Annotated in this window: 28 protein-coding genes; all 28 read right to left on the bottom strand. The window is 46.5% G+C overall.

Going from position 1 to position 20,561, the window contains the following annotated elements:
• Window position 1: 1 nt before the first annotated feature.
• Window positions 2–190: a hypothetical protein gene (locus tag FD28_RS05510; protein ID WP_057733398.1), complete on the bottom strand. Its 189-nt coding sequence runs from the start codon at window positions 188–190 to the stop codon at window positions 2–4.
• Window positions 191–192: 2 nt separating this feature from the next.
• Complete coding sequence (locus FD28_RS05505) at window positions 193–588, bottom strand: hypothetical protein (RefSeq protein ID WP_057733397.1); 396 nt, start codon at window positions 586–588, stop codon at window positions 193–195.
• A gap of 13 nt (window positions 589–601) precedes the next feature.
• Window positions 602–757: a hypothetical protein gene (locus FD28_RS13230; protein WP_157059846.1), complete on the bottom strand. Its 156-nt coding sequence runs from the start codon at window positions 755–757 to the stop codon at window positions 602–604.
• Between the two features lie 12 nt (window positions 758–769).
• Complete coding sequence (locus FD28_RS05500) at window positions 770–1,159, bottom strand: hypothetical protein (protein ID WP_057733395.1); 390 nt, start codon at window positions 1,157–1,159, stop codon at window positions 770–772.
• Between the two features lie 12 nt (window positions 1,160–1,171).
• Entirely contained in the window at window positions 1,172–2,383 is a 1,212-nt protein-coding gene (locus FD28_RS05495) for a phage tail protein (RefSeq protein WP_057733393.1), read from the bottom strand.
• A complete protein-coding gene (locus FD28_RS05490) occupies window positions 2,380–3,009 on the bottom strand; it encodes a putative phage tail protein (protein ID WP_057733390.1) in 630 nt (209 codons plus the stop codon). Before FD28_RS05490 ends, FD28_RS05495 begins: the two co-directional genes overlap by 4 nt.
• On the bottom strand, window positions 3,002–4,150 hold the full coding sequence (locus tag FD28_RS05485) for a baseplate J/gp47 family protein (RefSeq protein WP_057733388.1): 1,149 nt from the start codon (window positions 4,148–4,150) through the stop codon (window positions 3,002–3,004). The genes FD28_RS05490 and FD28_RS05485 overlap by 8 nt, the downstream gene beginning before the upstream one ends.
• Window positions 4,140–4,580, bottom strand: a complete 441-nt coding sequence (locus FD28_RS05480; protein WP_235806851.1) for a DUF2634 domain-containing protein — start codon at window positions 4,578–4,580, stop codon at window positions 4,140–4,142. The genes FD28_RS05485 and FD28_RS05480 overlap by 11 nt, the downstream gene beginning before the upstream one ends.
• Entirely contained in the window at window positions 4,564–4,884 is a 321-nt protein-coding gene (locus FD28_RS05475; RefSeq protein ID WP_057733385.1) for a DUF2577 domain-containing protein, read from the bottom strand. The genes FD28_RS05480 and FD28_RS05475 overlap by 17 nt, the downstream gene beginning before the upstream one ends.
• Entirely contained in the window at window positions 4,884–5,936 is a 1,053-nt protein-coding gene (locus tag FD28_RS05470) for an XkdQ/YqbQ family protein (RefSeq protein ID WP_057733383.1), read from the bottom strand. Before FD28_RS05470 ends, FD28_RS05475 begins: the two co-directional genes overlap by 1 nt.
• Window position 5,937: 1 nt before the next feature.
• On the bottom strand, window positions 5,938–6,636 hold the full coding sequence (locus FD28_RS05465) for a hypothetical protein (protein ID WP_057733381.1): 699 nt from the start codon (window positions 6,634–6,636) through the stop codon (window positions 5,938–5,940).
• Between the two features lies 1 nt (window position 6,637).
• Complete coding sequence (locus FD28_RS13370) at window positions 6,638–9,490, bottom strand: tape measure protein (protein ID WP_057733379.1); 2,853 nt, start codon at window positions 9,488–9,490, stop codon at window positions 6,638–6,640.
• 222 nt (window positions 9,491–9,712) lie between these two features.
• Window positions 9,713–10,120: a phage tail assembly chaperone gene (locus FD28_RS05455; protein WP_057733377.1), complete on the bottom strand. Its 408-nt coding sequence runs from the start codon at window positions 10,118–10,120 to the stop codon at window positions 9,713–9,715.
• A 20-nt stretch (window positions 10,121–10,140) separates the two neighbouring features.
• The gene (locus FD28_RS05450; RefSeq protein WP_057733375.1) at window positions 10,141–10,626 is read right to left on the bottom strand and encodes a phage tail tube protein; all 486 of its coding nucleotides are present in this window, start codon (window positions 10,624–10,626) and stop codon (window positions 10,141–10,143) included.
• A gap of 17 nt (window positions 10,627–10,643) precedes the next feature.
• Window positions 10,644–12,020, bottom strand: a complete 1,377-nt coding sequence (locus tag FD28_RS05445; RefSeq protein ID WP_057733373.1) for a phage tail sheath family protein — start codon at window positions 12,018–12,020, stop codon at window positions 10,644–10,646.
• A gap of 2 nt (window positions 12,021–12,022) precedes the next feature.
• Window positions 12,023–12,178 carry a hypothetical protein gene (locus tag FD28_RS13215; RefSeq protein ID WP_157059845.1) on the bottom strand — a complete coding sequence of 52 codons (156 nt, stop codon included), beginning with the start codon at window positions 12,176–12,178 and terminating at the stop codon, window positions 12,023–12,025.
• Window positions 12,165–12,578 (bottom strand): phage tail terminator family protein, encoded by a 414-nt coding sequence (locus FD28_RS05440; RefSeq protein WP_057733370.1) that lies wholly within the window; start codon window positions 12,576–12,578, stop codon window positions 12,165–12,167. Before FD28_RS05440 ends, FD28_RS13215 begins: the two co-directional genes overlap by 14 nt.
• Window positions 12,579–12,983, bottom strand: a complete 405-nt coding sequence (locus tag FD28_RS05435; RefSeq protein WP_057733369.1) for an HK97 gp10 family phage protein — start codon at window positions 12,981–12,983, stop codon at window positions 12,579–12,581. It abuts the gene before it with no gap.
• On the bottom strand, window positions 12,984–13,364 hold the full coding sequence (locus FD28_RS05430) for a hypothetical protein (protein WP_057733367.1): 381 nt from the start codon (window positions 13,362–13,364) through the stop codon (window positions 12,984–12,986). It abuts the gene before it with no gap.
• Window positions 13,361–13,750 carry a head-tail connector protein gene (locus tag FD28_RS05425; protein WP_057733365.1) on the bottom strand — a complete coding sequence of 130 codons (390 nt, stop codon included), beginning with the start codon at window positions 13,748–13,750 and terminating at the stop codon, window positions 13,361–13,363. The genes FD28_RS05430 and FD28_RS05425 overlap by 4 nt, the downstream gene beginning before the upstream one ends.
• Window positions 13,751–13,889: 139 nt before the next feature.
• Window positions 13,890–14,807 carry a hypothetical protein gene (locus tag FD28_RS05420; RefSeq protein ID WP_057733363.1) on the bottom strand — a complete coding sequence of 306 codons (918 nt, stop codon included), beginning with the start codon at window positions 14,805–14,807 and terminating at the stop codon, window positions 13,890–13,892.
• 19 nt (window positions 14,808–14,826) lie between these two features.
• Complete coding sequence (locus FD28_RS05415) at window positions 14,827–15,366, bottom strand: phage scaffolding protein (protein WP_057733361.1); 540 nt, start codon at window positions 15,364–15,366, stop codon at window positions 14,827–14,829.
• Between the two features lie 126 nt (window positions 15,367–15,492).
• Window positions 15,493–15,822, bottom strand: a complete 330-nt coding sequence (locus tag FD28_RS05410) for a YjcQ family protein (RefSeq protein ID WP_057733359.1) — start codon at window positions 15,820–15,822, stop codon at window positions 15,493–15,495.
• 15 nt (window positions 15,823–15,837) lie between these two features.
• Window positions 15,838–16,047 (bottom strand): hypothetical protein, encoded by a 210-nt coding sequence (locus FD28_RS05405; RefSeq protein ID WP_057733357.1) that lies wholly within the window; start codon window positions 16,045–16,047, stop codon window positions 15,838–15,840.
• A gap of 16 nt (window positions 16,048–16,063) precedes the next feature.
• Window positions 16,064–17,470 carry a minor capsid protein gene (locus tag FD28_RS05400; protein WP_057733353.1) on the bottom strand — a complete coding sequence of 469 codons (1,407 nt, stop codon included), beginning with the start codon at window positions 17,468–17,470 and terminating at the stop codon, window positions 16,064–16,066.
• Complete coding sequence (locus FD28_RS05395; RefSeq protein WP_057733351.1) at window positions 17,457–18,878, bottom strand: phage portal protein; 1,422 nt, start codon at window positions 18,876–18,878, stop codon at window positions 17,457–17,459. Before FD28_RS05395 ends, FD28_RS05400 begins: the two co-directional genes overlap by 14 nt.
• On the bottom strand, window positions 18,869–20,122 hold the full coding sequence (locus tag FD28_RS05390; RefSeq protein ID WP_157059844.1) for a PBSX family phage terminase large subunit: 1,254 nt from the start codon (window positions 20,120–20,122) through the stop codon (window positions 18,869–18,871). The genes FD28_RS05395 and FD28_RS05390 overlap by 10 nt, the downstream gene beginning before the upstream one ends.
• Window positions 20,115–20,549 carry a terminase small subunit gene (locus FD28_RS05385; protein WP_057733347.1) on the bottom strand — a complete coding sequence of 145 codons (435 nt, stop codon included), beginning with the start codon at window positions 20,547–20,549 and terminating at the stop codon, window positions 20,115–20,117. The genes FD28_RS05390 and FD28_RS05385 overlap by 8 nt, the downstream gene beginning before the upstream one ends.
• Between the last annotated feature and the right edge of the window lie 12 nt (window positions 20,550–20,561).

Below are 20,561 nucleotides of genomic sequence, written 5' to 3'. Positions count from 1 at the left end.
GCTACTCACCTCGCTTCTTTAATTTTTCTACTTCCTTTTTTAATCGGTCATTCTCACGCTTCAATCGCTTAATTTCATCGCTCTTAGTTGGCGGCTTACCGGCGTTAATCCGGGCCACCCACACCGGCACATAGCCGACCGCAATGGCAGAGATTGCAGAGAGAATGGCCGTAAATACCTTGTCGCTCAACTTTAATCATCCCCTGTAAAAGCGTAGCTAATAATCCGACAAATCACCCCACCAGTCAAAACGGCTCCTGGGCTAATCAGGGCCCCCATTTCCATATCGTGAATTAGGAATCCCAGAAAGAAGCTCATCCACACAAAGACTAGACAGCCAATCATAATGGGCCGTGCGTAGAACCAATGAAAGTCCCAGATTGAGTAGACCATTGCAAACGTCCCAATGACTGCAATCAGGAAGATTGATACCGGATCATCTAAAAAGCCCAGCATAGTGTGCGCTGGGGGTTCTAAATCGAAGAAGTTAACTTGAATGATGAAAACAATCGCAATCGCATAAGTCTCGACGGCGGACCAGAACCAGAATTGATTCTTCTTGTAATGATCGTACAGTTTTCTATCCATATTAAAAGCACCTCTACTTCCCTGCCTCGTCAGTAGTCGGTGCTTGATATGGCGTTCCTGTAATAGTTTCATATTGCTTATCGTCAATAAAATCATTCTCCCGGTACCAGCTAATTGTCGGTGTAAGCTTCCCCCAACTGTAGAACATCTTGATTAGTGTGTAATTCATGATTGCTTCCTCCTATTCTTTGTTGGTAGCATTAGCCACCATAAACTCTGCAAACTGTCCGCCAAGTTCACTTGCGGCCGTCTTGACGCTATCTAAATCAACAGCTGCAGTTGCTTGTGCTCCACCTAGTTGAGCAGCGATATCTTTCAGATTTTCAATTGTCTCAGACTGCTTATCGATCAAACCCGTCAGATAATCAATATCCAGACTTGGCAGATTACCAGGAGCTTCAACTCGGCCGTTATCCATCAGTCGGTACATCCACCAATAACGAGTGAAATACTGCACTGAAGTAAGGGTCACATTTACTGCCCTTAAGCCATCGGACTGTTCCAACACAGGTGATACACTCTTGTCTGGGAACTCATTCTTTGAATCTGGTTTAACGTAGTAAGTCGGCATTTTTATTCCTCCTTAAATTAATTCAGTATAATAAATTCGTCTTTCAGTATTATTCAATGGGAACAAGTTAACTACATGATCGGGTGCAATATATAACTTTCCTGTGGTTGAATAAGTTAAGACTTTTGCCCCCTCAATTTTAAACTCGATTCCATTTGATTGGTTATTACCAATATCGCCATAACCTGTCCTAAAATCAATTTTTGATATCTCTTTAACAACTGAAGAAAGATCCAAAATTGGCGTACCCGTATCAAATGGCTGGTTTTGAGACTGTCCTATTCCTAAATAGAAAAAGGAAATATACTTCTCGTCATCATGAATTTGATACACGATATATGAACTAACTAGCGCACCATTTAAATTGCAGCTTTCATCAAATACTAGTTTATGCCAAGCCTTTGACTCAACACTTTTTAAATCGTCGCTGGTAGCGACTGATTTACCTCCATTCACTGTGGCATTAATAAAATCAACTTTCTCCGTTACTAATCCAGTATCTGGACTACGATGAATCACTTTAGTGTCATCAGCAAGAACAATATTATCTCCGTTAAGACTAGCAGAACCATCACCATTGTCTTTAACGTACCCTTTTTCAACCTCATTCTTAGTAGCATATTGATTTCCATTTACGTCCGTTGGAGTTTGTTCAAACTTCCATCGTGCAGAAATATTTGCATCCTCATTCGAATACATCAATGTACTTGGAAGAATCACCTTGTGGTCCTCGATTGCTTTGTCTACATACTCCTTAGTTGCCATTCCGGCTGGGTTAATCGTTACCGCGACATTCTCGGTTTTACCAACAATTACATAGACGATCATGCCAAACTGCATGAGAACTTTGTCAGCGAAGTCTGGAATAAACTCAGGTTTGATAGCTTTAACCACTGCATAAAGCACTTCTGATTTGCCCTCACCAGTCTCAGTTGCATATAAACCAACCGCACCAATCGAATAACTCTCGGTAAGTCCAGAGTTTTCAAAAGTAATATCGGTCCCCACAATGGCGCCGTTGCCGTCTGGTGAATTCAATCGGTCGTTGATGGCCCCTGTCTGAACTTCATTTGGCAGTGCCGTTAGTTCCGTCACATCCACCCCAGACAGATCATCCGCTGTGGAAGCGACTCGGGTAATCGTGAAGCTGGTCTTCCCATTAGCTGCCAAGCTAGATAGCCGCAGCCCTTCGTTGGTTAACTCTGAAGCATCATACTTACTCATTGATTCTCATCCCCTCCCTTAATTGTTGTTCGTACATAAATCTGTGACTTAATTCCACCAAAGTATTGCGGTTGCCGTACTACTGCGGTTCGCAACGTCTTCGGCATGATGGTAGCTTTCGTATAGGTCTGCGTGCTTCCACCCATAAAGATACTCTGTGTGGTCATCACGTTGGCTTGTGTCTGGATTTGATACGTTTGATCGGCCGGTAACATCACATTCAACAAATAGCGAAGCCGCTTAATCTGTTCCGGTGTAATGTCGTCAGCTTCACTCATCGTAGTCACATGGTTTCGAATAGCGTCTTGATCAACCGTAGCCGGAATATCCATCGATGCTAGTAACTCTCGAAAATACCAAATAGTGATTGGTCGCGGTGGTAGTAGGCGCACCATGATATCGTAACGGCGTGATTCCAACGATTGATTCAAATCGGTTGGCAAGCCTAGCTGGTTCTCGAAGATACTCAGGCCATCGCTATCAGCCGTAGAAACGAACTGATTCATCAGAATTCGGGTAGCCATATCATCGAAACCATCGGCCTGCTTCTGTTCGACCTCCATCAAGCGCTGCATCTCACGAACGCCATCGTAGTAGTCTGGCAGATACTCTTTCAGCTTAACCATTGAGCACCACCTCACCAACCACTGGTAGCTCAGAAGTTTCATCATTGAAGGTCATCACCACATCACTCTCAGTCCCGTTCAAAACCGGCAAAGTGGCGTTAATCACGCCCTCAACCCGCATAATCTCTGACAGAATTTGTGAGCGGTACACCGTCAGCGAATAGCCCCGGCCAGTCACCTTATCCACATCGTCCCAAGCTTCCCGTCGCTTGGCAAAGTAAGACTCGATACCGGCCTTAATCTGGGTCTCCACACTCGACACGGAAGCTTGTGAATCAGTTGTGACCGTTGACTCAATTTCCACCTTAACCTCGCTAGGCGCCACCACAGTGACCGCATGACCGATGGGAGCTAGACCGTAACCTTGTCCCTCGAAATTGGCCGGGTCGATGGTCTGCTTAACTTGCTTAATCAGCGAATCACTGGCAGCTCGCAGCTCGTTATTTACAATCACTAACTTAACGGTGCCTCCGCCTTCCCACGTTGGGTAAACCTGACCAGCACCAACATCGGTAATCTTAGACAACATGTCCAAGTAATCTGACACGTTCCCACCATAAGCGTTATAGGCGTCCGGTGATAGTAGCCGTTCCCGCAAGTGGTCATTGGTCTCGCTATCCTTAGCGGGCACCGTCACAGCAGTGATCTCCGCCCAACTCAACGAATCGTTCGGCGTCACCGGGAGAATCTGACCTAGGTAACCGTTAGCTACCGTACCGGACTCGTCAGCAGCCAACTCACCAGTTAAATCGTCATTGACCTTAGTGACGTGGTAAAAGATTGGCTCCTCACCCACACTTGCGAATTGATCACCTGGCTCTACATTACTGATTGGTACACCATTGCTATCTAGGAACTTAGCTAGAACCTGTGCTGTGGTAGCCGCTTGACGAACCGTCCCACGTTCTGGGGCTCGGTAGTCTAAGAACTCGCCGGGTGCCGTCTTCGTGTAAGCTGCCCGAATAACTTCCGCCATTTGTAATGACTCTTCAGCCAGCTGAGTAGCAGCGGGGCCCAGCGCGTCATAGATAATTGACCCTTGCCGCTTATCCACGTCATCGCTAACGTCATCTAACATGGTATCCATAAAGTAATCGAAGTCATGAGACTCCAGCTCCGCCGCCAATGTTTCAGGATTCATTCAATGTCACCTCGCTTTCAATCGGGATAGTGCCGAAGATGGTTTCACAGGAGCCGTTAGCCTTCAGTGTAGTGGAATTAATCTGTTCAATCTCATCGACCGTTACATCCGTAACCCGGTCATCAGCTTCCAGCGCTTCGGTAAGCATTCGTTCCACCTCGACCTCGGCATAATCAAAGTCCTTGCCGATTAATTCGCCCAGGTCGTTACCGTACTGGTCATCGTAGATGGGGAATACGAACCGTTCTGTTTTCAGAATCTTGTCGACCGCTTGAACCATAGCGGCCTGTCCGTCCACAGTTGAAACGATTCGACCATTGCGGACCAGATAGGTGAGGCTCGGTAACGTCTCTTCCTCAACCTCGTCTTCAACCTCATCAACCACATCTTCGGTCTCGACTTCTTCTAGTTCATCATTCATCTTCGTCACCTCCCGTCTTCTCTAGTACATAAAATTGCTGGCCACCATCCTGGCGAATCATCGTGACCCCGTCGCCTTTTTTCAAGGCGCCCAAGACAGTGACCGTGGTTTCTTTGCCGTCAATTTTCATTTTTACCTTGTGATCAGTGACAGACTCACTCAAATTAAGAAACGCTTCGGTAAGCATCATCTGGTTGGATATCTGAATGGTCAGCGGGTCTTCAGTAACCACCGTGCCAAACACGATATCCGAATACTCACTATCGTGGCCACCACGATTGGCCCACCAACTCAGCATGGTTTCTCCTGCCATTAAATACGCACCTTCATTTCTAAATCAGCTGTATGGCTGGTACGGCCAAAGGTATGAGTAGCCTTGGTAATCAGCAGGTACTTACTACCTAAACCGATATCCTTCAAGCTCTTCACCTTAACCATCGCTTGATTGCCGGGAACCATAGAGAGCGTGGCCAACGTTGTCAGTTTCAAAGTGTAGGTCTGCTTATTCTTAGACTTCAGAATGTCAGCAGCCTTCTTTTTCATCTGAGCGGCGTTAGCCTTATCCTTGGCCTTCTCGACAATCTGAAGCTTTCCCCAACGCTCAACAGATCCACCAGAAGCGGTAACTGTCTTCAACTTAGTGTTGGCCACGTCAGCAGCTTTCTTCTGAGCCGCAGTCTGTTTCTTGGCCTTAGCTGTGGAGGAAGTCTTCTGCTTCTTCTTTTTATCCGTCCGAACGACCCGGACCACGTTAGCAGCCTCATCAATGGATTTAGTAAAAGAAAAACCAGTCATCAACGACTGGTCACCAATGAAATATTTCAGCTTCTTGTATGGGGAACGTCGTAATTCGATTACACCATAGTTATCATGCAGGAAGTAACGGTGCCCCGTTGCTAACCGTGTAGATTTGAAGGAATCCTTGAGCATGTCAAAGTAGCTCTTACTGTCGGCAACCTCCGCCACTAACTTGTGAGTCGACTTGTCGACAACCTTGTGCTTCACTCCGGCCAATTTGGCTACCTTAGTGAAGCGTTGTGAGATGGTAGACACCGGCCAGATAAGTGAGTCCTGATTCTTGAAGTATCGCAGACTGTCATAGGCCGTAACGGTAAAGGTCTCTGACTCATCATAATCAACCTTAAAAATTTTTCCTTTGAAGACGTGATCATGGTTCCAGTTGAACCAAATATTATCACCGTTTTTAGGCGTGTAGCCTTCATCCACTTCAACCAATCCAAACGTCAACTGACCGGCTGAAAAGTCAATATCGGTCGTCCACTTAATATCAGTCTTCAAGATTTCCCGCAGGTCCCACTTAGTCTTACTACCAGGCGTCTGCGACTGAAAGAAAGTAACTGTCATATCACACCGCCTTTACTGCTGACTTGGACACCCAGCCCCGGGCCCCACCACTAAGTGTCGTGACGTGGTACGGGTACTTGGCACCCTTGGCAATCAGTGAAATCTTGCGAGTAGCATTCCGCTCGGTGGCCCCAGGGCCAGAGCCAACAGAATTAGCGTGCAGCCGTCCATTCACAATCACCTTAGAGCCACGTCCAATCTTCTTAGGCGGCTTCGACCGGGACTTCCCCTTCTTAGCCACCTTCTTCTTTTTCTTCTTAGACGTTTTGATTTTCTTCGCCTTATGAGGCTTGTACTCAGTCAGTTTGAAAGTGAAGGTAAACTCATCGGCATTGCCGTCTTCCATGCCATACTTGAACTCCGACATGATTCCCTTGAAGCTAATCTTCGTCTTGGTCACAACCAATCGAACTTGCTTCTTGGACTTGTAAATCTTAGTCAACTTGTCCACATAGGTCTGACCATTCTTATATGGCTTGGAAACACTGAGATAGTGCACATCCGCGGTCTTGACCGGCAGTGTACTGCTGACCTCGATAGAACGGATCTTCTCATCACCAACAAGGTTGATCTGGCCCAGCTTAACTACAGAAACAGTAGAGTCCGCAGTGGCAGAATCAATTGAAACTTCTTTCGGATTGACTGGCAGCACGAACGTTTTATTCTTGCTGTCAGTTAAGTTGAATTGCATTCCAGCCATTTTAGCCCCTCCGTTCCTTTAAGTTAATTAAATGTGACTCCAACGCAGCCGCAATCCGTTCACCATCATAGTCAGCGTTACCGGTGCTTTGAATCTGAATAGCTCCCGGTGCAAACGTAATCGTATTACCACTAGTTTGCTGACTAGTGGTATTCGTAGTTGCGTTTGTCATACTCGACCCTGGTACCACACTTCGGGCAAATGGCGAATGCCCCGGTGTAGATGCATTAGGGTTTACTCCCGGCATAGTAGCCCCTCGAGCACCACCCACAGCAGAGTGAGCCATGCTGGCTCCAGCACCAGCAACTAGTGCGCTAGTTCCATTCATCCCAACTGCCATACCTTGACCCATATAATCGCCAATTTCAGCAAAAACACGAGAAGGCGAGTGAATCTTAGCAGCGGCACGAGCGGCTCGATTAGCTTGAGCAACTAATGCATTAGCAGCAGCGGCCACGGCGCCAACTTGGGACCGCATACCACCAGCCAGCCCTGCACCGATCATGGCACCAGCCGAACGCATGGCTCCAGCCCCTGCCCGTGCAGCACCCACTGCCTGAGCAATAGAACTTCGGACAGCAGCAGAAATTCCAGCACCGCCTTGACGCGCCGCAGCTGCGGCAGCACGCATTCCCGACCCAACAGCCGAAACCACACCAGCCATTGAAGGTCGCATAACATGTGGCGCTGCAATAGTCGGAATTGTTGGTTTAGTTGGCGTTGGAATCTTAGGCGTTGCTACTTTTACATGCAGAGTTGGCATTGAAGAAGGTCGCGTTGGTGTGGGAATCTTTGGTGTTGCAACCTTTACATGCAACGTCTGCCCTTTTGGCATTGTCGGCGTTGGAACCTTTGGCGTCTCCACCTTAGGCTTAATCGTGGTTGCAGCGGCTTTAGACTTAATCTGTTGGAGTGGATCCGCTGTGGACGAAGTATCAGTTTGAACTTTGGCTTTAATTGGATTCGATGAGGCCTGACTCTGCAATTGCTTGAGCGGATTACCGACCTCTGACGTATCAACTTGAGCTTTGGTTTTAACCGGATGAGAATCTGCCTGAGCCTGAATCGTTTGAAAAGGATTGGCACCTGCCTGAATCTCAGGTTTAACATTAACCTTAGCTGTTTTGTTGGCGGTCATCTGGTCCATCTGTGAGAAAACGTTAGATGTGTCCAGTTTTGGTTTAACCTGAATATTGCTCAGTTGACTCTTTGTCGTACTTGCCTTTGAACCAAGTTGATCCAAAGAAGACAGGACTTGACCAGTCGCTGATTTGTCACCAATGTGACTTAAAGCATCACCGATTCCACTAATACTATCCTTAGCCTTAGATAAAGAACTGGCTGCACCACTAAAGTCCCCAGTCATTGCCTGATGAAGTGCTTGCATCCCTTGGACAATTGCCATAACAGCATGAACGACTGCGGCACCCACGCTAACAACAATTCTTAAAGCATCAGCAAAGGCGGCAAATGCCACTGCAATGCTTACAATGACGCCGACGCCAATCATCCCCAACGCCTGTCCTAACATCGGAAGCAGTACACTGGCAACAGGGGCCAATGCTGACTTCAACTCATCAAATGCACTGACCAGCGGACCAAAAATACTTCCTAAATTGCTAAAAACGCTACTCAAAAAGTCTCTAACCCCAGCAAAATTTGTTTTCCAAGCATAGACAGCAGCCACTATTGCTACAGTGATTGCTACTAATACCAACCCAATAGGAGTAGCAAGAAAAGCAAACGCACTTCCAATTGAGCTAAATATACTGATAATTTGTGCTGGAATAGCTATGAGTTTCGTCACAAACCCCATTGCGGCAGACCCTATACTAGTAAATGCTCCAGTAACTCCTGTAAGAATTCCAGAAATCGCTGATAATCCTGCAAAGGCACCAACCACACCAAGAATATATGGAGCAACTTCTTTTAAGGGTTGTAACCCCGCCATAATCTTCGAACCTAGACCGAGAATACCATCTGCCAAACCGTCAAAGTTCATATCACCTATCCTGTCAGTAAATGAACTAATGGCGTTAATACCGACCTTGCCGATCTTATCAAATGCTGGTTGAAGTTTATTAGCCGCGGTTTCACGAAGCCCATCCATTGCTTGACCAACTGTTTTGTACTGTGTGGCCATCTTGCTAAAGTTCTCGTTGGTACCAGTCTGAGCAATAGCTGCGAAAAAGTCATCCGTCTTAACTTTGCCGTCTTGAACATCTTTGACCAGCTGACCAGTACTTCGATGCATGGTTTGGGCCACAGCGGCCATACCAGCAGGAGTTTGTTCCATCATCAGCTTAAAATCTTGCCATTGAATTTTGGGCTTAGCAGCAGCTTGAGTAGCCTGTTGACTTAATGTCTTCATCGCTTGTTGTGGATCAGATGAAGCCGCAGCTAAGCCACCAAACCCCTTAACCAGTGATTTTGTGTTCTTAGTACCAACAGCAGCTAATTGGCTATATGTTGAAGCCATATCAGACGCTGAGTAGATGGTCTGCTGCGCGAACTTCTGCAAATCGCCACGTGTAGAGGCAATCTGCTTTGGTTCCTGGCCAATCATTTTCATATTACCGTTAAAGGTCTGCCAAGCTCGACTAGACTCGTCTAACTCGCCATACATACTCCGAACACCGTTACCAATAGCCCCTATCGCTTTCGTAACCCCAGCACCAATAACATTAGCACCAAGAAACTGCTTGAACATCCCACCACCACTGCCTGAAGCAGAGGCGTTACTCTTAAGTTTGTTCATAGCGTTTGCGCTACTACCCAAACCAGACTTCAACTTATTTAGGGCACCGCTAAAGGCATCATTAATCTTAATAGTTGCACTAATCGTTCCTGCCACTTATTTCCCCTCCTTTCTATCAAAATAGGCCAGATCACTTTGACCTGGCCTTACGTTCCATTTCCTTTTGTTGTTTATCCTCAGCCGCAATACGGTTGTCAATTCCAGCAATAACCAACGCCTTTTCATCAATATTTAGATTAGCCCATTGCTCTGGAAGCCAACCGAACTCAAACATTGCATAATGGTAATACCATAGGTCGTTGCCTTTACCGGACTTGATTATTTTTTTGCATCTTCAACCTTATCGTCCAATGCTTCTTCCACACCAGAAAGCTTATTAACCTCCTGGACCAAGGCAGTGAACTCGCCAATAGATAACATCTTTTTCAAGGTTCCATAAGGGTCTGCCAAGGTACCATAAAATTCTTGAAGTTCTTGCGTGTTCAGGTCAGGCTGAACAACCGAAGTGAGCAGCAAGTCCTTCGCGTACTTATCCTGATCCAGGTTTTGCATAACTTGTCCGGCACGATTCTTAGTTGTCTTAGTCGCGGACTTCTGTAACTTTTCATTCTCCCCGTTTGAAATTTCTCGAATCACAAAGGGGACGGAGAACCCCTTAAATTTAACTTCCTTTTCCGCCATCTGTCGTTTACGTAAGAAATCCTTGATTGATACTTGCTCTGCCATAGTTATGGCCTCCTTATTGTTTATTCTTCAAAACCAGTGAATGCTTCTAATAATTGAATCTCTTCAAAAGTAAAGTCCGATTCAAACTCCATAACACCATCGTCAGCTTCAAAGTCCGCGATTGGAATGTCATCGAGGTTAACGCTCCCCAACTGAACCGTTTGTGAGCCAGCCTGAGACGTTGGATCTTCAATCTTCATGACGGCCTCAAAGTACAAGTCTTTCCCACCTTGAATATATGGCAAAGCGTACTTCAACCAATTAGAGCTGATAACGTAGCCACCCAAAGTTCCTGTTCCTTCGACTGAGGTGACCTTCTTATGTTTCCAGCGAGAGCCTAGGGTTTGAACATCTTCCTTGTTCTTTTCTAGTTTGGCTGAGAACTTGTCACATTCAATCATTGGCCAAACCTTGCCGTTCATCTTAATAAAAATTTTGGCGTCTTTCGTGCTAATAGTGTCCCGGCCATTTAAAAACTGACCAATCGTTGACGTTGTTTCGTCCATCTAGTATCTCCCCTTTCTTAACCTACAGTGACAGTCATGTAGAGCTTTTCCATTGAATCAACTGGCGTAATCGCAAGAGTCACCAGAACGGAATCCTTGTCATTTCCTGGATCGACCATAATATCAGCAGGATCAAAGCCATCAATTGCTCGACTATTCGCTAACCCTTGCAAATAGGTTGCCCGATCTGCCTTAAACAAGCTACGGCCGGTTGAGTCATTGCTTACCTTACCAATAAAGTTAGATTCAAAGGCTTCAGTAGTATTTAAAGCGATAGTGTCCAGAGTCCGCATCGTCCGATTCTTTTGGAAACTAGCTGGCTTGTCGTCAGTGACCGTCAACAATGAGTTGATGTCCTGTTCAACTACCACAGTCCCATCACGACGAGTCGTAAAGACAATTTGACCCGCATTCAGGATGTTAATGGTCTGCTCATTAGTCCGCTTAGGAGAGGCCGCCACAGCATCCGGGTAGGTTGTGTAGGTCAACGATGTAGTCTCATCAGCTGCTGAAGAAGCACCAGCAAACCAACCTGCTGCTTGGGTAGTGGTCAGGATAGTGCCGTCGGTAAGTTCAACACCGTTGTTTACCACCGACACACCTTCGTAGTCGTACTTAGTGCCACCTTCTTGCCCTGGTACAACTTCCCGAATCTTGTAACCTTCATCTTCGCGAAGACGTTTGGTAGCAGCCGTCACCAGTGCGTGAATATCGTTATCCACAGCAAAACCGGCGGTAGTCACGACGTTATAGTTCTCAGTGCCCATAACGTCATTCAAAACGTCTGTCACATCGGTTGGCTTGGTCGTCCCACCAGATAGAGGGTAAGTTGTGGAAGCTGACAAAGCTTCGAGTTTAGACTTGCCAGCACCATCTTCACCGGACACGGTGTCGCCTGTGAACACCACATCCACATAGGTGTTGGATTCCAGGCCACTCGCGTTAGTAGTTCGAAGTGATTGCTGGTTAACAACTTCGGTACCAAATAGGGTATTGATTGTAACAAGTGTTTCATCCGCTGGGTCCTTCTCAATAGAAATAGTCAGGTCATTCCCCTTAGTCCCAGCATACTTGGCTGTGAAGTCCCAAGGCAGCATCGCATCTGTGACCTTCGCTTTTTCACCATCGTTGGTATTTAAAAAGAGCACCGTAAGTGCCCCCTTCATCGTTTCCTTTAACGCCACCAACTTATCTAAGCTAGTTCCTAAGACCGCCTTAAAGTCAGTTCCTGCATCTAATTCAGTGACGCCATTAGCGCCCCAGTTCAGCGTTTCAGAGTTAATAAAGAGCGTACGCCCCAGAGTTGTATCTGGCTTAGCCTGAGCAACACCTTTCGTATTGATGTAGGCCCCTGGGCGCCGTTTGTTTTGCGTAGTCCATGTTCCACCTGCCATAGTTAAATACCCCCTTTAGTTTGCTTGATAATTTTCTTAGCCTCAGTGATAGAATACTTTTTGTTATCTGCAAGCTTGATAGTAAGGATATCCCGCTCAATCGGCGTGAATCCCTTACTAGAAGCCAAGGCAGACTTATTAAATTTACTTACTCCCATTTGCAATCACCCCATGATATTCCATGTTCTTGAGTTTCACTGCGTCATCCACAGGTTGGACCCAGAGCACGATATTAAAATCAAGTGTCAGAGTCCCATCTATCCGGCCAAAGTTACGATCGCGAATGTGGGCGAACCCTGGAAGAGTCAGGAATTGGTCCAGCAGCAACTGTTCCATCACTTCCATATCCGCATTCGGTTTCTTCGGGTCTGGAAAGTAGACCACCTGATACCCATGAGTTCGTTTCTGTCGGCCGAATAGTTCTGGTTGACCCCGACTCCCAATCGCCGGCACATAAAAAGACGGTTCCTTAAAACCGCCTTTCTGGTTCTCACGATAAACAGGCAGCCCCGGCGCTATAATTGCTAGGAGTTGCCCAATACGATCAACAATATTCACTTAATCTAACAGTCCCTTCAAAGTCGTTCGGAGTGACGGTGAAATCAAACTTGGTAGCTGGGCCTCAAGCACCTCAATAGTGTCTCTCAGCATAAATCTACCTTCAACCCATCCACTGCCTCCTCGGGTACGATGTCCATTTTCGACAAATGGGGCATACTCAGTGTTGTTGTATAACTCCAATGAAATTACGGTACCACCAATAAATGGCCCAGAAACGTGCCAAGTTCGCCGGAGGTGCCCAGTGTCTACTATGGTCCGAGCCTTAACCTCTCTCATAGATTGAGCTTTAATTCGTCGGGCAGAACGCTCAATACCAAGCTTCACTGCATCGGTAGCAATCTTTTCGTCCACACGTTTGGCCCAGGCTTGAAATTCCTCATCGTCAATTTCATAAGCAGCCATCTACTCCACCTCCTCAGTAGCTTTCTCATCACGAACCATCGCTACTTCTTGGTGGCTCACATACCCGGCATATCCTTTGCTGGCACGCTTGTAATGAGTGACCTGACCATTTACATCTGTCACGTCTACTTCGGCACCAGCAGGGATTTTAATGCCATTGCGGATGAGTAATTTGGCATCGTAAGCGTCAGTCCCGAAAAACGTCTGCTTACTAGCTTTTTGACCTTTCATAATCACTTTAGCGGGTTCGTTTTCGACAATCACAACTGGAACGGTGTCGGTAAAGGCACCGTCCTTGACCGTTTTAACGCCGGTGATGGTCACCCGGTCAAACCACAGCTTAGTAAGTTGATTACCCATTTGCTTAAATGATGCTTTCATCGTTTCACCACCCGAAATGAGTTCAGCTGAGCGGTGTAGTTATCAGTCAGTGAGTTCACCGACTGCAACTCTGCGTACACCTCACCAATCGACTTAAAGGTTACAGACGTGTCACCCTCACTGAGTGTCTTAACGTCTCCATCTCGGTCGGCTACTGGAGTGAGCAGTTGACGAGTAGCTAGAAACTGTTGGCACAAGCTCACCAGAACTGTGTCAAGCTCCTCAGGTAGCTCCAAAATGGCCAAATGAGTGTAGTTAGCCACGTCCTGCACCACTTTATCCAAAGCACACTCCAACATGACCTGATAGCTAGGATTGCTCCCATCATCAGGATTCAACAGCCTCAATTGCTTCAGCAACTCGTCTCTCCGTGGATGCTTATCCATGTAGATCCCCCCTTTTAGTCAGCCGGTACCAACGCTAACAAGTCAGCCTTCAAGGTTACCCCGTCATGACCGATTTCATTGGCATCTAGCCAGGCAGTGATATCCGCTACCGTACTGGCACTAGTTGGCTTGTCGGGGGCTACGCTTTTGGGGACGCAGCCTTATCGGAAGTCACAAATTCGATACCCTTTGTCTTCGTTTTCAGTAACAGAACATCATCGTAGGATTGTTCGTAGTACAGGTAGTTGCCAGAGTTGGCAGCACTAGGTGCATCGAAGCCAACGAAGCTGTACTTCTGTGGCGCAATCTGAACACCATTGTAGATTAAGAACATTTCGATTTGCTTAGCTTCATCCACAGCCTTAGAACCTACAGTAAAGTCGAAAGCCGTTTGCATTAAGTCAGATGGCACAACCACAATCGTCACGTCATCAAGACTGTAGACCGTCCGTTGAACGTTGTTAGGATCCTTCAGGTTCAGTTCCCGGTTCATAGCTTCAGCACGCTTCAGGATAGCGTTGTTCTTAGGCGTCAGATACAGTACTCGGTTCTGTTGCGGAATCCGTGCTTCATCGAAGTTAACCATCATTTCATCAAAGGCAGTCAGGATATTCTTCTCATCCAGAGTGTCAGTATGAAGCCCACCATCAGCTGCTGCCGCCTTTTCTTGATACAATTTACTAAACATTTGACGGTCCATTTCTGGCATCTTTTCGTCAAGGTTGAATTGCTTGGTGATGTTAGCGATGGAGATGACCATGTTGGATTCATCCACATCGGATGGGTCAACCAGCGTGCTCCAGTACCGTTCGTTCTTCAATTCATATGGATCCCAATCGTTAGAGTAGTTTGCATTTGGTTGCGTAATTGTACGCCGTGCACGGTCTCGTCGACCCTCATCAATTGTCAGACGTGGGACCTTGATATGCTTGGCACCATCGAACTTGATGACGCTGTTAGACGGAGAGTTCCATAAGTCTACTGAGAATAAGTGTCCATCATAAAATGCTTGCTGAATAGCTTGTTGATAAGCTTCAGCGTAATTAACTGTTGCCATAAATTATTCCTTCTTCCTATTATTTAAATGCATCGACTAAAGCTTGAACTTGGTTGTTATCGTCGGAACCATTGCCACCAGCGGGCTCATAGCCACCCTTGGAGCCTTCGTCAAACAAATACCCATCTGACTTTCGGAGCGCACTAAGCTGGTCATCTAAGCCTTCCAGCTTGCCTTCATCAGTAAGCTTGACCTTATCCATATCCAGTAGGCCTTCCACAGCCTTAGGGTTACGAACCTTGGCACCCGTCAGTGCCGTAGTCAGCGCACCGTTCAACTTGGTTTGACTCAGTTGATTGGTCAAGTTTTCCGTGTCAGTCTTGTATTTGTCCTGAAGGTCAGTCAACTGCTTGGAAAGGCCCTCGTTATCGCCAGCGTCCTTCTTAAGTGCCTTGATGTCCTTATCACGATCAGCAATCTGAGTGTGGAGACTCTCGTTCTCTGTCTGCAACTCAGTAAGCTGCGACTTTGAAGTCTCCACATCCTTGCCATGCTCGGCCATGATTGCGTTGATCTGTTCTTCTGACAATTCCAAACCTTTTAAAAATTCTCGTTTCATTTCAAACATCCTCTCTCGCTAGATTTACGTGGAGCGACCACGAATTGAGGCAAAACAAAAAGCAGTTTTACGTCATGCTGGGGACAATCAGAGTATAAAAATAGCACTCAACGTGTTCGCCGGGTGCTAGAATCCGGGGACAATCCCCTTAATATCTTTTAGTGTATTCTTAACTCGTTCCATCATAGAGTTACTGAACAAATACTCAATACCGGAAGGCGTAATCTTCACATCTTTGTAAGCAACGCTCCCGCCTCCAAGAGTCTTAGCTTCAACTGCACCTTCAATATAGCCTTCCTTCGCTAAATTGATGAGAATATACTCCCAGTAGTCTTGATTATAAGACTGACCAAATTCATCAATTTCGTCATTAGTAATGGTTTTGCCACTCTTCAGCAAAGCATAAAGTCGTTTCAAAAACAGATACATAATAACAAAGTAATCATCCTTAGCCATAACTGCACCTCCCAACTAGACGGCTGTAGCACTGACTACATCTGAAATTTTAATGTCTTTTTCAGGAACGTCAGCCATAAAGATAAGCTCAGGTTGATCGTCCAACTCATTCTCAATTTCTTCTACAAAGATAGTCTTGATACTTCCATCCTTTAATTTGAACTGAACTTGTCTTGCCCGAAATGCCGCAATAATCTCAGGCAACTTCATTTTTTTAGGGTTCATACAAAGTCTCTCCTTTTTATTTGAGGTAATCTGGCTTCATAGGTGTAATATGTGCTCCTCGTCTTTTACGATAAGAAATGCGTCCCTTTTTAGTGGGATAGAGGTCGCCATTAATATCCGCCCACAGCCCAATATAATCCTCACTTGTAAAAAGTATTTTATTTGCATCGTCATCTTCATGTTGACGCCCAAACACATTAATAACTTCGGCGGCCTCATCAATAGACAGTATTAACTGACTAACCGGGGTCCCACGTCCTTTTTCATAGTTAATGAACTCCGGAGTTCCGCTTACATGTTTATTATACTGCTCAGCATTAGGTTCGTTCCATAGATATCCCTTACTATTCTGTGCAGCTCTGTTCGCATGACTGGGAAGGCTACGTCCAATTCGTTCTTGGTTTATCATCTGCTTCCACTCGTTGAACTTAACATCCTTGATCATCTTGCCCTTGTCAGTCTCAGGGTCCCGCGACCAACGTTCAGTAAGATCAGGTAAGTCTTTGATGTAGGGAGCTGTCGTACACCGACAACGAGCATGAATCAACGGATAGTTAATACCCACAATTCGTTTATCTGTTCTGAATATCTGACCGTCTAAGTGCCCGCAAATATCACAGGTATGGCTTTCGAGGGTCGCCATGTACTCATACTGCTCAATCTCGTTCTCTTCGTAGCTTTGAAAAGATGCTTCTTCAGCAACGTGTCCCATCTCAGAAACGACCAGTCGATGAATATCATTTCGCTTAACGTCTTGAAAACGAGCATAGAACATCTGAGTGACCTTCTGTGGGCTCCAGCCAAGCACCGTGCCACGAAGCACCGTGTCCATCAAGTAGCTTGGAAGCTCTTGTTGGTAGTTCTTCCAGATTCGCTTAGAGAAGTCCTTACCATCTTTCCCCCATGGTTGGGAAGCAGCTATCAATAGTTGTGCTTCGTTAAAATGAGCGAAATTCGCGGTAAAGGAACCCTTCTGAGCTTGAATGTTGTAGGTAGTCCGCATGTAGGTGTCATCATACTGATCAGCTAATGCATCACGCATAACCTCGGTACGATGATTGGCAAACGACTGCGTTAACTGCCGTAACTGTTGTTCCAAGTCCTGTAGACGAGCCACCCGACTGCGGAAATACTCGGCGTCTAACTGGTCTTGGTACCCACCAGACTTGGCACGCTCTTCAAATTGCTTGAGAGTGAGCTGCCAGTGCTTGGTGTTGATACCAGTCATGGTTTTCTTGGCTTCATCCTTGTCGATACCCTCGGTATTGGCATATCTGGTGTACCACTTTTCCATCTCAGCATGTAACTCACGGTACAAACCGTTAAGTTCTGGTTGCAGTGCCTTTTCGTAGGCTTCAGTAGACTTAATCTCCCTGGCCTTAGTTTGAAGATGTCGACGTTCCCAATAACTAAGCTTCGTCATCGTCCTCACCGCCTACATCATCGAGAGCGTCAGGATTATCGTAGCCATCATGCTTAACAATATCGTCTTGCCGGTCTTGAAGTTCCTGCTGTGGATCATCCACAATCGGGTTTGCCTTCGCAATGGCTTCATCGCTAGTGTATTGGGCAAGCTGTGCCACAATCTGTGCCTGCTCCAAGTCATTCTGGATAGCCGTTCGTGTCCAAGTCTGGTTAATCTTGCAGCCATCGGCATCAGGCACTTTAAGCCACGTCAGAATAGCCCGAATAAGCTCTGTGAGAGCGTCTCGGAAGTAAGATTCAGTGATAGACGCCTTCAGTTCCAAGTGGCCGTACAGCGCTCTGATAGCCGTCCCAGACGCGTTGCCAATTTCTTTGAAGTCCACGGGGTTAATCCCTTGAGCTTCAACAAATAGGTCTGACTTGGTGACTTCCAGCAGCGCATTACGGGCTTCCACAGGAATATCAATGGTCAGCTTGTCAACGCCTGACTTATCACCAGGGCCAACGCTATCCATCTTGATGGCATGGTCTTCCTTCAGGGCTTTCATAAACTCAGAGAGTGACTCGCCACCATAGTTAGTAAGAACCAGGATAACCTGCTGAATATCATCAACGTCGTTAACGAATCCGTTGTACACGTTGTCGTAAACGTCAATCAGGCCTTTGTATTTCAGCAGTTCTGGTCGCTGATACTTATTCTTAGGGAAAGCAATGAATGGGATTCGCCCCATACTGTGGTTCAGTACTGCACCAGCCCCCGTCTCATCCCCACTCGTCACATCATAGAGAGTGAAGCGGTCATTATACAGAGACAGGTCACTGTAGTCATTGGCTTCGGACTTAAACACGGTCACGTCCTTGTCAGTCCAATACTCATGAACCTTAAAGTACTTACCAGTCTCGGAGTCAAGCTGCTTGTAACTGCGTCTCAGGGCCAGTAACTTACGGTCTAAATCGCTAGAATAGATTGGCACTACTTGATCAGGCGGCACAATACCATATCGGAACTGCCCACTTTCATCAATCCAATAGTGAAGCCAGGCAACACCAGCGTTGGAAGCATCCACTACCATCTGGTTGAGTCGAAGGTTGAAGTTGTCTCCCAGCACGTCCTTAATCTCATCGTTGAGCTTTTCATCTTCTACGTCAACGGTCGGAGGCACCGTCGCCACATAGCCAGCTTCCTGGTCCACTAAAAGTTGGTGGAAGTTGCTGCTGACCCGATTGTCAGCCCGTCGTAACGGCTCGTCTTTGCCATCTTCATTCAGCTTAGATTCGCCGTTGTTACGATTGGTGATGTCGTTCTTGTTGAAATAGTAGTGAAGCGATTTGTCGAACTGATTAGCGAACTTGACTCGCCGGCCGTCAGTGTTCTTAAGTAGCTGCTTCATTGTCTTTATTTCCATGGCCTGAAACCTCCCTTCTTCATGAGTGATTCAAGTTCATATCTGGTTTTATCAATGCTGTGGTCGTTACCATCAGGATAGCCAGCTTTAAAGTTGCCATTAGGATCCCGAGCTAACTCGTAGCTGGTGAACTCACGGGCTGTGTTCGGACACCGCACCGGGTCAATCACAATCTCACGTAAGTCTTGCAGCCATTTGAAGCCATGTTCACGGCTACCAGGTCCCTTGCGAGCACCAACAACGTTCAATCCATAATCCCGGAACTCAGCAATAGTCCGTGGCTCAGCAGAGTCAGCGGTGATGATTTCATTCATCGGATTAAGCTTCTTGATAGCTTTCACAGCCTCTCGGTTAGTCATACCAACTTGATAAATTTCGTTAAACAAAAAGACCCGGCGTCTTGCCGCGTCCCAGTATGCATCACCATAGGATAATGGATCATGGGCAAAACCGAAGTCCATGCCATGATAGATTTTATCGAAGCGACTAATCTCTTCGTCTGTAATCTCTCGAATAGTTAAGTTATTGAATACCTCGGCACCCGTCCCAGTAACCTCACCCAGATATTCATGAGCATAGGCCTTCGGATTGTCCTTTTTGAGCTGTTCAGCATCTGCTAGGAATTCCTTGCCAAGCCAGCTTCTTGGTACTGACAAGTAATCACTTTCGTGTACCAAAGTATCTTCACGGCGTCCCTCTTCTTCTCTAGCCTGATTAACCCATGAATTGACGGAAGCTGGCGGATTGTAGGAGTAGAAGGTAACGATGTTCGATCCACCACGGTTGAGTGATTGATTGATGTTCCGAATTTCCTTCCAGCCCTTGAAGTCGGCAACTTCTTCAAAGTGTTTGTACTTTGTGTAGCCGTGGCGAAACTTCTGTGACTTAATCTTCTCTGGCTTATCAGCACCCTTGAAGCGAATCTGCTGCCCGGTGGGGATGTATGTTAGCTGCATAGGGCTCACGGAGTCTGCCCACAGATGAGAGACGTCCAGAGTGTCAATCGCCCATAGGTATTGGTCATAGACTGATTCACGTAGGTTAGAAGCATACCGCCGCATGACTACCGCGTTAGCATCCGTATCTTTCATGATACCTAAGACAATTTCGAGCGAAATAAAAGAGGACTTAGTTGAACCTCGTCCTCCTGAAAGCCAGTAATTTGAATGTTGATGGTACTTGATGTCTTGGTGAAGCTGGTAAAAACTTGGTGCCATTGAGTGAGCAAGACTGACCTTAGCCATCTTCATCACTCCCAGCGGGGATGTCGTCGGTGATCTGCACGGGACCGATAGTGGCAGTTACGTCTCGTTTTTCCGTCCACATGGCTAAACGCTTCCCAAGAAGCTCAGCCGCCTTGACCCGATCCTTAGCGCCAACCTCAACATCGGTGTAGATTCCCTTAGCTGTAGCCACTGACTCGGTCTCCTCGCCACGCATGGTAGCAGTCAGATATTCCAGGATTTCTTGCTGGTCAGCAATCTTAGACTCCGAAATCTCTTTAGTTCGACGTTCTATATATAAAATTATTTCAGGTTTCTTCAGGTTCTCATTACCAATAGAATACGAGGTTTTCTTTGAGTAACCAGCATTCAAGGCGGCCTGCGTTGCATTACCGCTAATAATATATTCGTCAGCAAACTTCTGCTGTTTTACGGTCAGTTTCTGCATTTTGCAGACCTC

Source organism: Levilactobacillus hammesii DSM 16381, assembly GCF_001434395.1.
Taxonomy (GTDB): domain Bacteria; phylum Bacillota; class Bacilli; order Lactobacillales; family Lactobacillaceae; genus Levilactobacillus; species Levilactobacillus hammesii.
This window is presented reverse-complemented; position numbering and strand designations above follow the sequence as displayed.